The sequence below is a fragment of the Pseudomonas oryzae genome, assembly GCF_900104805.1.
GTDB lineage: Bacteria > Pseudomonadota > Gammaproteobacteria > Pseudomonadales > Pseudomonadaceae > Geopseudomonas > Geopseudomonas oryzae.
Genome location: NZ_LT629751.1, coordinates 3,929,577 through 3,940,995, shown reverse-complemented (window position 1 = coordinate 3,940,995; position 11,419 = coordinate 3,929,577). Strand labels below are relative to the sequence as shown.

Genomic DNA, 11,419 nt, shown 5'->3' with positions numbered 1-11,419 from the left:
CGGGAAACGCCGAGAGGTGCTCGCAGCGCGCCGTCAGCCGCCGGGCACGACGCCTTCCGCCAGCCCGGCAGGAGCCGCCTGGCCCTCCTCCAGCACCTTCCACAGCCGCCTGACCGCTGGCTTGTGCAGCAGCGCGCAGCGGTACAGGCGGATCTCCAGCGGCACCTGCCACTGCTCGCCGCCGCACACCGCCAGCTCGCCGCGCGCCAGTTCGCTGGTCACCGACAGGCGCGGCACCCAGGCCACGCCGAGGCCCTGCAGGGCCATGCTCTTCAGGCTGTCGGCCATCGCCGTCTCGTACACGGTGGTCGAGCGCAGGGCGCGCTGGCGCAGCAGCAGGTTGACCGAGCGGCCGAGGAAGGCGCCGGCGGTGTAGGCCAGCAGCGGTACGCTCTGCCCGCTGTCGAGGTCGAACAGCGGGCGGCCGCCCTCGTCCACCGCGCACACCGGCAGCATGGCGGTGGCACCCAGGTGCAGCGAGGGGAACAGCTCGGGGTCGAGCTGCAGGGCGGCGTCGGGGTCGTGGTAGGCGAGGATCAGGTCGCAGGTGCCGTCGCGCAGGGCCAGCACCGCCTCGCCGACGTTGCTCGCCACCAGGCGGCTCTTGATCGCCAGACCGGCGCGGCGCAGGCCGGCGATCCACGCCGGGAAGAAGCCGAGGGTCAGCGAGTGGGCGGCGGAGATCTGCAGCACCTCGCCCTGGTCGCCCTCGAGGTCGTGCAGGTGGCGCACCGCCTCGCCGATCTGCGCCACCACGCTGCGCGCGGTGACCAGGAACAGCTGGCCGGCCTCGGTCAGCTCCACCGGGGTGCGCGCGCGGTTGACCAGGGTCAGGCCGAGGGCTTCCTCCAGCGAGCGGATGCGCCGGCTGAACGCCGGCTGGGTAACGAAGCGCTTTTGCGCCGCCTGCGAAAAGCTGCGGGTGGCGGCCAGGGCGACGAAGTCCTCCAGCCATTTGGTTTCCAGATTCATCGCGCCTCCGCCGGGCCGGCCGGGTCGCCGGCGTCAATTTGCCGTTACAGCGCCATTATGCCGATTCGGCATGACCCAGCAAGCAACAGCATTGGCCGCCGCCAGGCCAGGAGCCCTAATCTATGGGCGTCGCGGTGCTCACCGCCATCCTTCGGAACCTCACGCCATCATGTCCGCTGCTGCATCCTTCCGCCTCGAAAAAGACCTGCTCGGCACCCTCGAAGTCCCCGCCGATGCCTACTACGGCATCCAGACCCTGCGCGCCGTGCAGAACTTCCGCCTGTCCGGGGTGCCGCTGTCGCACTACCCGAAACTGGTGATCGCCCTGGCGATGGTCAAGCAGGCGGCGGCCGACGCCAACCACCAGCTGGGCCACCTCGACGACGCCAAGCACGCGGCGATCAGCCAGGCCTGCGCGCGGCTGATCCGCGGCGAGCACCACGACCAGTTCGTGGTCGACGTGATCCAGGGCGGCGCCGGCACCTCGACCAACATGAACGCCAACGAGGTGATCGCCAACCTGGCGCTGGAAGCCATGGGCCGGCCGAAGGGCGACTACAAGGCGCTGCACCCGAACAACGACGTGAACATGGCGCAGTCGACCAACGACGCCTACCCGACCGCCATCCGCCTGGGTCTGCTGCTCGGCCACAACACCCTGCTGGCCAGCCTGGACAGCCTGATCCAGGCCTTCGCCGCCAAGGGCGAGGAGTTCTCCGCGATCCTCAAGATGGGCCGCACCCAGCTGCAGGACGCCGTGCCGATGACCCTCGGCCAGGAATTCCGCGCCTTCGCCACCACCCTCGGCGAAGACCTCGACCGCCTCAAGCGCCTGGTGCCCGAGCTGCTCACCGAGGTCAACCTCGGCGGCACCGCGATCGGCACCGGCATCAACGCCGACCCGCGCTACCAGAAGCTGGCGGTCACCCGCCTCGCCGCGATCAGCGGCCAGCCGCTGGTGCCGGCCGCCGACCTGATCGAGGCCACCTACGACATGGGCGCCTTCGTGCTGCTGTCGGGCATGCTCAAGCGCACCGCGGTCAAGCTGTCGAAGATCTGCAACGACCTGCGCCTGCTGTCCAGCGGCCCGCGCACCGGCATCAACGAGATCAACCTGCCGCCGCGCCAGCCGGGCAGCTCGATCATGCCGGGCAAGGTCAACCCGGTGATCCCCGAGGCGGTCAACCAGGTGGCCTTCGAGGTGATCGGCAACGACATGGCGGTGACCATGGCCGCCGAGGCCGGCCAACTGCAGCTCAACGTCATGGAGCCGCTGATCGCCTACAAGATGTTCGACTCGATCCGCCTGCTGCAGCGCGCCATGGACATGCTGCGCGAGCACTGCGTGGTCGACATCACCGCCAACGCCGAGCACTGCCAGCGCCTGGTCGAGCACTCGATCGGCCTGGTCACCGCGCTCAACCCGTACATCGGCTACGAGAACGCCACGCGCATCGCCAAGCTGGCGCTGGACAGCGGCCGCGGCGTACTGGAGCTGGTGCGCGAGGAGCAGCTGCTCGACGACGAGATGCTCGCCGACATCCTCCGCCCGGAAAACATGATCGCCCCGCGCCTGGTGCCGCTGAAGGGCTGATCTCCCGGCCCGGCCGTGCGCCGGGCCCGCCGTCTCATCAGGCGCCGCCGGCCTTCTTTTTGTCGGCACAACAAAGCGGCCGGCGACGCCTGATCCATTTGCGCCGCGCGGCGCCTGCGGGCGCGGCGCGCGCCACTCACCGGTCGAGGAGGACGGGTCCTCCTTTGCCCTTGGGACGATTACGGCTCGTCCCTTTTTTATTTCTTCACACCCGCGCGGAGTGCTCCTTCCGCGCGGGTTCTTTTTTGCCGCCTACCCCGCGACATCCCAGGCCTGGCGCAGCGCCAGCAGGGCGCGGGCGATCTCGTCCTCCGGCACGGCGGCGAAGCCCAGCACCAGGCCGGCGCGGCGGTCGTCCGGCACCTCGCCATCCGGCAGCCAGTAGCGACTCAGACCGTTCAGCTCGACGCCGACCCGCGCCGCCGCGGCGAGCAGCGCGCGCTCGCGCGCCAGGCCGTCGACCCGCACGCACAGGTGCAGGCCGGCCTCCACCGCCGGCAGCGGCGCGCAGCCGGGAATCCCCTGCGGCCAGCCGGCCAGCAGGGCGTCGCGGCGCTGCCGGGCGGCCGCGCGCATGCGGCGGATATGCCGCTGGAAGTGCCCGGCGGCGATGAACTCGGCCATCACCGCCTGGCTGCCGAGGTCCGAGTGGCGCATGTCCAAGGCGCGGCGCCGGGCGAACGGCTGCGCCAGCCCCGGCGGCAGCACCAGGTAGCCGAGGCGCAGGGCGGGAAAGGCGATCTTGCAGAAGGTGCCGACATGGATCACCCGGCCGCGGCGATCGAGCGCGGCCAACGGCGCCAGGGGCGCGCCGCTGTAGCGGTACTCGCCGTCGTAGTCGTCCTCGACGATCCAGCCGTCGTGGCGCTCGGCCCAGTCGAGCAGCTGCAGGCGCCGCGCCAGCGACAGGGTCACCCCGGTGGGGTACTGGTGCGCCGGGGTGACGTAGACCAGCCGGCAATCGCCTAGCCGTTCCAGCGCCGCGACATCCAGGCCCTCGCCATCCACCGCGATGCCCTGCAGATGCGCCCCGGCCATGGCGAAGGCCGCACCGGCGGCGCGGTAGCCGGGGTCCTCGACGGCCACCCGCTCGCCCGGAGCGACCAGCAACTGCGCGCACAGGGCGATGCCCTGCTGGGCTCCGCAGGTGATCACGATCTGCGCCGGCTCGCAGTGCAGGCCGCGGCTGCTGCGCAGGTAGGCGGCGATCAGCTCGCGCAGCTGCGCCTCGCCGGCCGGATCGCCGTAACCCAGGCGCGCCGGCGAGGGGCGGCGCCAGAAACGCGCCGACAGCCGCGCCCAGGTCTCGAAGGGGAACAGGTCGAAGGCCGGCACGCCGACGCGGAAGGCGCGCGGCGCGCCGGGCGGCGGCGCGGGCAGGTGGTGCGCCGCCAGGTGCCGCAATGCCGGGGTCGCCGCAGCGCCGCCGGCCGGCGCGGCGAGCGGGCGCAACGCGCCGGCACTGCCGCTGACGTAGGTGCCGGCGCCGACCCGCCCGTCCACGTAGCCCTCGGCGTACAGCTGGTCGAAGGCGCGAGTGACGGTGTTGCGCGACACGCCGAGCAGGCCGGCCAGTTCGCGACTGGCCGGCAGGCGCGCGCCGGCGGGTAGGCGGCCGTCGAGGATGCGCTCGCGCAGCGCCAGGTACAGCTGGCGGGCGAGCCCCTGGCGCGGGTCGAGCTGGATGCCGGACAGGTCGACCGGCAGGGGCGGCGGCAACGGCATGGATTGGCCCCATCGAAGTGACGTGAAATGGATCTTACAGCAGACCAATATCCCGTTCAGGATGGGCACATCGCATCCGGAGAACCGCCATGTACCTGCCACCGCCTTCCGCCAGGACGACCGCAACGGCGTGCGCGCAGGCCTGGCCGCCTCGAGCGATCCGCGCGACCGCGAGCTGGCCGCGCGCATGACCGCCGACTGACCCACCCACGGAAAGGAGCCCGCATGTCCCGCACACCACTCGCAATCCGCCCGCTCGACGCCGCCGACCACGCCGCCTGGCTGCCGCTGTGGCAGGCCTACCAGCGCTTCTACAACGCGGAAATCCCCGCCGCGACCAGCGCCGTCACCTGGCAGCGCTTCCTCGACCCGGCCGAGCCGATGCATGCCGCCCTGGCCTGGCGCGACGACGCGGCGGTGGGCCTGGTGCACTGGATCTTCCACCGCTCGTGCTGGACGGCGGGCGACTACTGTTACCTGCAGGACCTGTACGTGACCGAGGACCAGCGCGGCGCCGGCATCGGCCGCGCGCTGATCGAGCACGTCCACGCCCAGGCCGGCGCCGCCGGCGCCAGCCGCGTGCACTGGCTGACCCAGGAAACCAACTACGCCGGCCGCCAGCTCTACGACCGCCTGGCCGAGCGCTCCGGCTTCATCCAGTACCGCCAGCTGCTGTGAAGGAGAAATGCCCGTGACCGACCTCGCCCACTGGCAGCCCTGCCCGCTGCCGCCGCACGCGCCGCTGGCCGGACACTTCGTCAGCCTCGAGCCGCTCGACGCGGCGCGCCACGCCGACCAGCTGTGGGCGGCGCTGCACGAGCCGCCCGCCGATCCGCAGCAGTGGCAGTACATGGCCTACGGGCCGTTCGCCGCGCGCGCCGAGTTCGACGCCTGGCTGGCCGGCCTCGCCGCCGGCCGCGACCCGCTGTTCTTCGCCGTGCGCGATCAGGCCGGCGGCAACGTGGTCGGCCAGCTCGCCCTGATGCGCATCACCCCCGCCCACGGCTGCATCGAGATCGGCCACGTGCTGTTCGCCCCGCCCCTGCAGCGCACGCCGGGTGCCAGCGAGGCGATCTATCTGCTGGCCCGGCTGGTGTTCGACCTCGGCTACCGGCGTCTGGAGTGGAAGTGCGATGCGCTGAACGCGCGCTCGATGCGCGCCGCCGAGCGCCTGGGTTTCGTCGCCGAGGGGCTGTTCCGCCAGCACCTGGTGGTCAAGGGACGCAACCGCGACACCGCCTGGTACGCCCTGCTCGACCACGAGTGGCCGCGCTGCCGGGCGGCCTTCGAGCGCTGGCTGGCGGCGGACAACTTCGCTGCCGACGGCCGGCAGCGACACCGACTGGAGGAGCTGCGCGGCTGACCCCGCCGGAGGCACGCGGCACCGCTGCTCCGGCGGATTCCCGCGGGTGCGCACGGCGCACCCTACTCGCGAAGCATGAGCCATCCTGCTCGAGCGGCCGCCATCGGCTCGGATGGACTGCCGCGCAGGGTGCGCCCTGCGCACCACCGCCTCGCCACGCTCACTCGATCTCGAACAAGCCGTCGCGGATCTGCGCACCGGCCAGGCGCTGGCGGATGTCGGCGTCGATGCGCGGGTCGTCCGGGCTGTACAGCATCACCTGGCGATAGGCGCTGACCCGGTTGATCTCCGGCCCGAGGTAGTCCCACACCACGCGGGTGCACGCCGGGGTGCGCCGGTCGCCGCTGGAGACGCCGGTCTTCAGGCCGTTGAGGCGGCCGATGCGGCTCTTGAAGCTGGGGATGAGGATGGTCTGGCTCATCTCGTTGCCGGTCAGCGACTCGTAGTCGATGAGGAACAGGCGGTCCTGCAGGTAGAAGGCCGCCCCCAGGTAGCGGCAGCGCACCCAGTCCTCCGCCTCGCCCTCGCGCCCGCGCCCCTGGCGCTCCTGGCGCTCGAACAGGAAGTCGCCGCCCTCCTGGCGCAGCTGCACCAGCGACAGCAGGATCTGCCCCGGCACCGACATGCAGTTGGCGTACTCGAAGTAGTAGCCGCAATAACGGGCTAGGCTTGAACTGTGCTCCCGCAGCGGCTGCCACAGGTCGAGCAACGGATCGCCGGCCGCCGGCTGGCCCGCCTCGCCGCCGCGGGCGCCGACCAGGCGGGCGAACTGTTCGGGCGGCAGGCCCAGTTCGTAGTCCTCGACACCGAAAAAGTCGCAGATGCGCTTGAGGTTGTAGGGCGTCGGCCGGCTCTGCCCGGCCAGGTACTTGTTGAACTGGGCACGGTTGAGACCCAGCTTGCGGCACACCTCGGCGATCGACCGGTAGTGGCTGCACAGCAGGCGGAGGTTGTGGCCGAGGGATTCGGACATGACGCGGGCACCGGTGATGCGAACGACGCGATTCTAGCATCAACTCGCATCACTTCGCCGCCACCCGCGAAATTGCAGCGGAGGCCGTGTTCCCCAAAGATTCCGGACGCCGAAGCCCCGGCGCTTCCGAGAACAACAAGAGGCTCTCTCGTCATGCTCGATCTCCTCAACGACCTGCTCTGGAGCAAGGTCCTCATCGTCACCCTGGTCGGTCTCGGCCTGTTCTTCACCGTGCGTTCGTCGGCCGTGCAGCTGCGCTACTTCGGCGACATGTTCCGCATCTTCGCCAGCGCCAGCGTGCGCAAGGAAGGCCAGCTCAGCTCGTTCCAGGCGCTGATGCTGTCGGTCGCCGGCCGCGTCGGCGCCGGCAACATCGCCGGTGTGGCGGTGGCCATCATGCTCGGCGGCCCGGGCGCGGTGTTCTGGATGTGGGTGGTAGCCCTGCTCGGCATGGCCACCAGCTACTTCGAGTGCTCGCTGGCCCAGCTGTACAAGCGTCGCAACGCCGACGGCACCTACCGCGGCGGCCCGGCCTACTACATCCAGCACGGTCTCGGCCAGCGCTGGATGGCGGTGCTGTTCTCGGTGCTGCTGCTGGTCACCTTCGGGTTCGGCTTCAACGCCCTGCAGTCCTTCACCCTGGCCAGCTCGATGCAGGACGCCTTCGGCGTGCCGACCGTGGCCACCGGCGTGGTGCTCGCCGTGGTCATGGCGCTGATCATCTTCGGCGGCATCAAGCGCATCGCCAGCATGGCCGACGTGCTGGTGCCGATCATGGCGCTGTCCTACATCGCCATGGCGCTGTTCGTCATCGTCACCAACATCAGCGAAGTGCCGGCCACCCTGGCGCTGATCGTCAAGAGCGCCTTCGGTCTCGAGGAAGCCTTCGCCGGCAGCGTCGGCGCGGCGATCCTGATGGGCGTCAAGCGCGGTCTGTTCTCCAACGAGGCGGGCCTGGGCAGCGCACCGAACGTCGCCGCCATCGCCGAGGTGCCGCACCCGGCCTCGCAGGGCATCGTGCAGTCGCTCAGCGTGTTCATCGACACCCTGCTGATCTGCACCAGCACCGCGCTGATCATCCTGCTCTCCGGCGTCTACCAGCCGGGCACCGAGATGGCCGGCGTGGTGATGACCCAGACCGCCCTGGCCGCGCTGGTCGGCGAGTGGGGGCGGATCTTCGTCAGCCTGGCGCTGCTGCTGTTCGTGTTCACCACCCTGGTCTACAACTACTACCTCGGTGAGAACGCCCTCGGCTTCTTCAGCCAGAAACCGGCGCTGGTCAAGGTCTACCGCGCCCTGGTGATCGCCCTGGTGCTGTGGGGCTCGGTGCAGGACCTGTCCACCGTGTTCGCTTTCGCCGACGTGACCATGGGCCTGCTGGCGCTGGTCAACCTGATCGCCCTGGCCCTGCTGTACAAGGTCGCCCTGCGCCTGATGCGCGACTACGACAAGCAGATCGACGACGGCGTCGCCCACCCGCTGCTCGACCGCCGCGACTACGCCGACCTCGACCTCGACCCGAGCGTCTGGCAGCAGAGCCGCGAGGCCACCCCGCCGACCGGCGCCGGCGTCGCCGCGCGGCAGTGAACTACCGGCCGGCAGACACCTGCCGGCCGTCCCCCCTCAGGCACCGCTGGCCTCCCCCTTTTTGTCGGTCGCTGTAGCGGCCAGCGGAGCCTGATTCTCTCTTCCCGGAGCCTCCCCTCATGCCGAAACGCCTTGGCGGGCCGCTGCTCGCCCTGCTGCTGGCCACCGGCGCGGCCCGCGCCGAAGCCCCGGTCGTCCAGCACGTCGACCTGCTGACCGAGAACTTCCCGCCGTTCAACATGGCCGCCGATGGCCGCAACTTCGCCCGCGACGCCCAGGTCGTCGGGCAGAGCGCCGAGCTGGTGCGCGAACTGTTCCGCCGCGCCGGGGTGAGCTACAGCCTGACCCTGCGCTTCCCCTGGGACCGGGTGTACCGCCACGCGCTCGAGCACCCGGGCAGCGCGGTGTTCTCCACCACCCGCTCGGCCGAGCGCGAGGCGCTGTTCAAGTGGGTCGGGCCGATCGCCAGCTACGACACCGTGCTGGTCGCCACTACCGGCCGGCAGCTGGAGCTGCGCAGCCTGGAGCAGGCGCGCGGCTACCGCATCGGCGCCTACAAGAGCGGCGCGGTCAGCGAGCTGCTGAGCGGCCAGGGCATCGCTGCCCACGCCACCCTCAACGACCGCGACAACATCGCCAAGCTGCACGGCGGGCAGATCGACCTGTGGGCCACCTCGGCGCCGGTGTGGCGCCACCTGGCCCGCGAAGCCGGCGCCGGCGACCTGCAGGAGGTGCTGACCCTGCGCAGCGACCCGATGTACCTGGCGCTGCACAAGGACACCCCTGACGCCCTGGTCCGCCACCTGCAGCAGACCCTCGAGCAGATGCGCAAGGAAGGCTGGAGCAGCTGCGCGGCCCATCCCGAGCATTGCTAACGGCTAGCTGCCGCCGCGCGGACGACCTGCGACAATGCCGGCCACTTCACCCCTTCGACACCCGGGAGCTGATGCGATGAACGCCCCCCACAAGCTGCTGGTGCTGTATACCGGCGGCACCATCGGCATGCAGATGAGTGCGGACGGCCTGGCGCCGGCCGCCGGCTTCGAGGCGCGCCTGCGCGCCGCGCAGGCCGCCCATCCGGAGCGGCCGGTGCCGGCCTGGGTGTTCCGCGAGCTGACGCCACCGCTGGACAGCGCCAACATGAGCCAGGCCCACTGGCTGGCGATGCGCGACGCGGTGGCCGAGGCGGTCGAACGCGACGGCTGCGACGCCGTGCTGCTGCTGCACGGCACCGACACCCTGGCCTACAGCGCCGCGGCGCTGTCCTTCCTGCTGCTCGGCCTGCCCGTGCCGGTGCTGCTCACCGGCTCGATGCTGCCGGCCGGGGTGGACGGCAGCGACGCCTGGGACAACCTGTTCGGCGCCCTCGCCGCGCTGGCGGAGGGCCTCGCCCCCGGCGTGCACCTGTACTTCCACGGTCGCCTGCTGCACGGCGCGCGCGCCAGCAAGATCAGGAGCGAGGCGTTCGACGCCTTCGCCGAGGTCGCCCGGCCGCGCCACGGCGAGGCGGCGGCGGCGCTGCCGGCCACGCTGTCCTGGAGCCAGCCGCGCCGTCCGGTGAGCCTCGCCGTGCTGCCGCTGTTCCCCGGCGTGCAGGCCGCCCAGGTGCAGGCACTGCTCGCCAGCGGCGTCGAGGCCCTGCTGCTGGAGTGCTACGGCAGCGGCACCGGCCCGGCCGACGACGCGGCGCTGATCAAAGCCCTGCGCGAGGCGCACGCGCGCGGCGTGGTGCTCGGCGCGATCAGCCAGTGCGCCGAAGGCCACATCGAATTCGGCGTCTACGCCGCCGGCAGCCAGCTGGCCGCCACCGGCCTGGTCTCGGGCGGCGGCATGACCCGCGAGGCGGCGCTGGCCAAGCTGTTCGCCCTGCTCGGCGCCGGCCTGGGCCAGGCCGAGGTCGAGCGCTGGTTCGCCGTCGATCTGTGCGGCGAACTGCGCGACTGAGCCCCGACGCGACCGCGCGTAGGGTGCGCCGTGCGCAACGGGAACAGCTCGCAGCCCATGGTGCGCATGGCGCACCCTACGGCGGTGGCGCCGGGTTCCGGAGCAACTCGCCGGCACGCTGGCACTGATCCGGCCCGGCACAGCCCCGCCGTCCCGATACGGCTCCGCGTAGGGTGCGCCGTGCGCACCGGGAACAGTTCGCAGCCCATGGTGCGCATGGCGCACCCTACGGCGGCAGAGGCCAGAAGATGTTCGCCCGGCGGCCGATAGTGTTGGACGGCCCGCGGCAGGCCGCCTAGGCTCGGTCTTTTGCCGCCCTACCTGCCGCCATGTCCTACGTGCTCAACGTCCTGCTGCCGATCTTCGGCCTGATCCTCGCCGGCTGGCTGTGCCGACGCAGTAACCGCCTGGGGCCGGGCGCGGCCTCGGAGATCAACCGTTTCGTGGTCTGGCTCGGCCTGCCGGCGCTGCTGTTCGGCCTCACCGCTAGGGCCGACTGGGCGGCCATCTGGCAACCGGGCTTCCTGCTCGCCTTCGCCGGCGGCAGCCTCGCGGTGTTCGGGCTCGCCCTGCTGTGGCGCTGGCGATCCGGCACGCCGCTGGCCGACGCCAGCATCGACGGCCTCGGCGCCGCCTACGCCAACACCGGCTACCTGGGCATTCCGCTGTGCCTGCTGGTGCTCGGCGACGACGGCATGGCGCCGGCACTGATCGCCACCCTGCTGGTGGTCTGCGGACTGTTCGGCCTGGCGCTGGTGTGCATCGAGGTCGCCCTGCACAGCGGCGCGGGAATCGGCCGCGCGGTGCGCCAGGTGACGCTGGCCCTGCTGAAGAATCCGCTGGTGATCGCGCCGCTGCTCGGCGCCGCCTGGAACCTCGGCGGGGCGCCGCTGCCGGCGGCGCTGGAGCGCTTCCTGCAGCTGCTCGGCGGCGCCACCGTGCCCTGCGCGCTGGTCTCGCTCGGCCTGTTCCTCGCCCAGCCGCAGCCCGGACCGCGCGACGGCGTGCTGCCGCTGGTGGCGCTGAAGCTGGTCGTCCAGCCGCTGCTGACCTGGCTGATCGCCTTCGTCCTGCTCGACCTGCCGCCGCTGTGGGCGCACGCCGCGCTGCTGCTCAGCGCCCTGCCCACCGGCACCGGGCCGTTCATGCTCGCCGAGTACTACCGGCGCGACGCCGCCCGGGTGTCGCGGAGCATCCTGCTGTCGACCCTCGGCTCGCTGGCCAGCCTGTCGCTGCTGCTGGTGCTGCTCGGTCACTGAGG

At 71.5% G+C, this 11,419-nt stretch carries 11 protein-coding genes; 8 read left to right on the top strand and 3 right to left on the bottom strand.

Features of this window, described 5'->3' with window-relative positions:
- Nucleotides 1–33: 33 nt before the first annotated feature.
- The gene (locus BLT78_RS17875; protein ID WP_090351085.1) at nt 34–972 is read right to left on the bottom strand and encodes a LysR substrate-binding domain-containing protein; all 939 of its coding nucleotides are present in this window, start codon (nt 970–972) and stop codon (nt 34–36) included.
- Between the two features lie 169 nt (nt 973–1,141).
- Here BLT78_RS17875 and BLT78_RS17870 point away from each other — a divergent pair, with 169 nt between their 5' ends.
- Nucleotides 1,142–2,566 (top strand): aspartate ammonia-lyase, encoded by a 1,425-nt coding sequence (locus BLT78_RS17870; RefSeq protein WP_090351083.1) that lies wholly within the window; start codon nt 1,142–1,144, stop codon nt 2,564–2,566.
- Nucleotides 2,567–2,818: 252 nt separating this feature from the next.
- Here BLT78_RS17870 and pdxR read toward each other — a convergent pair whose 3' ends face one another.
- Nucleotides 2,819–4,291 carry a MocR-like pyridoxine biosynthesis transcription factor PdxR gene (pdxR, locus tag BLT78_RS17865; RefSeq protein WP_090351082.1) on the bottom strand — a complete coding sequence of 491 codons (1,473 nt, stop codon included), beginning with the start codon at nt 4,289–4,291 and terminating at the stop codon, nt 2,819–2,821.
- Between the two features lie 22 nt (nt 4,292–4,313).
- On the opposite strand from pdxR, the gene BLT78_RS21600 reads away from it, so the two are divergent.
- The 3 genes from BLT78_RS21600 to BLT78_RS17855 are packed head-to-tail and all read left to right on the top strand — an operon-like array spanning nt 4,314 to nt 5,654.
- The gene (locus tag BLT78_RS21600) at nt 4,314–4,493 is read left to right on the top strand and encodes a hypothetical protein (protein WP_197673122.1); all 180 of its coding nucleotides are present in this window, start codon (nt 4,314–4,316) and stop codon (nt 4,491–4,493) included.
- Nucleotides 4,494–4,516: 23 nt separating this feature from the next.
- Complete coding sequence (locus tag BLT78_RS17860) at nt 4,517–4,969, top strand: GNAT family N-acetyltransferase (RefSeq protein ID WP_090351080.1); 453 nt, start codon at nt 4,517–4,519, stop codon at nt 4,967–4,969.
- Between the two features lie 7 nt (nt 4,970–4,976).
- Nucleotides 4,977–5,654, top strand: coding sequence for a GNAT family N-acetyltransferase (locus BLT78_RS17855; protein ID WP_172830805.1), 678 nt, complete (start codon nt 4,977–4,979; stop codon nt 5,652–5,654).
- A gap of 160 nt (nt 5,655–5,814) precedes the next feature.
- Here BLT78_RS17855 and BLT78_RS17850 read toward each other — a convergent pair whose 3' ends face one another.
- Nucleotides 5,815–6,627, bottom strand: a complete 813-nt coding sequence (locus BLT78_RS17850) for a helix-turn-helix domain-containing protein (RefSeq protein WP_090351077.1) — start codon at nt 6,625–6,627, stop codon at nt 5,815–5,817.
- A gap of 153 nt (nt 6,628–6,780) precedes the next feature.
- On the opposite strand from BLT78_RS17850, the gene BLT78_RS17845 reads away from it, so the two are divergent.
- The 4 genes from BLT78_RS17845 to BLT78_RS17830 all read left to right on the top strand — a co-directional run bounded on the left by BLT78_RS17845 (nt 6,781) and on the right by BLT78_RS17830 (nt 11,417).
- Nucleotides 6,781–8,214 carry an alanine/glycine:cation symporter family protein gene (locus BLT78_RS17845; RefSeq protein WP_090351075.1) on the top strand — a complete coding sequence of 478 codons (1,434 nt, stop codon included), beginning with the start codon at nt 6,781–6,783 and terminating at the stop codon, nt 8,212–8,214.
- 119 nt (nt 8,215–8,333) lie between these two features.
- Nucleotides 8,334–9,089, top strand: a complete 756-nt coding sequence (locus tag BLT78_RS17840) for a substrate-binding periplasmic protein (RefSeq protein WP_090351073.1) — start codon at nt 8,334–8,336, stop codon at nt 9,087–9,089.
- A 76-nt stretch (nt 9,090–9,165) separates the two neighbouring features.
- Entirely contained in the window at nt 9,166–10,158 is a 993-nt protein-coding gene (locus BLT78_RS17835; protein WP_090351072.1) for an asparaginase, read from the top strand.
- Nucleotides 10,159–10,487: 329 nt separating this feature from the next.
- On the top strand, nt 10,488–11,417 hold the full coding sequence (locus BLT78_RS17830) for an AEC family transporter (protein WP_090351071.1): 930 nt from the start codon (nt 10,488–10,490) through the stop codon (nt 11,415–11,417).
- Nucleotides 11,418–11,419 lie beyond the last annotated feature (2 nt).

Excerpts from the sequence above, each read along its gene's own strand:
- BLT78_RS17875 (WP_090351085.1), bottom strand. The coding sequence starts at position 972 with ATGAATCTGGAAACCAAATGGCTGGAGGACTTCGTCGCCCTGGCCGCC.
- BLT78_RS17870 (WP_090351083.1), top strand. The coding sequence starts at position 1,142 with ATGTCCGCTGCTGCATCCTTCCGCCTCGAAAAAGACCTGCTCGGCACC.
- pdxR (WP_090351082.1), bottom strand. The coding sequence starts at position 4,291 with ATGCCGTTGCCGCCGCCCCTGCCGGTCGACCTGTCCGGCATCCAGCTC.
- BLT78_RS17860 (WP_090351080.1), top strand. The coding sequence starts at position 4,517 with ATGTCCCGCACACCACTCGCAATCCGCCCGCTCGACGCCGCCGACCAC.
- BLT78_RS17855 (WP_172830805.1), top strand. The coding sequence starts at position 4,977 with ATGCCCGTGACCGACCTCGCCCACTGGCAGCCCTGCCCGCTGCCGCCG.
- BLT78_RS17850 (WP_090351077.1), bottom strand. The coding sequence starts at position 6,627 with ATGTCCGAATCCCTCGGCCACAACCTCCGCCTGCTGTGCAGCCACTAC.
- BLT78_RS17845 (WP_090351075.1), top strand. The coding sequence starts at position 6,781 with ATGCTCGATCTCCTCAACGACCTGCTCTGGAGCAAGGTCCTCATCGTC.
- BLT78_RS17840 (WP_090351073.1), top strand. The coding sequence starts at position 8,334 with ATGCCGAAACGCCTTGGCGGGCCGCTGCTCGCCCTGCTGCTGGCCACC.
- BLT78_RS17835 (WP_090351072.1), top strand. The coding sequence starts at position 9,166 with ATGAACGCCCCCCACAAGCTGCTGGTGCTGTATACCGGCGGCACCATC.
- BLT78_RS17830 (WP_090351071.1), top strand. The coding sequence starts at position 10,488 with ATGTCCTACGTGCTCAACGTCCTGCTGCCGATCTTCGGCCTGATCCTC.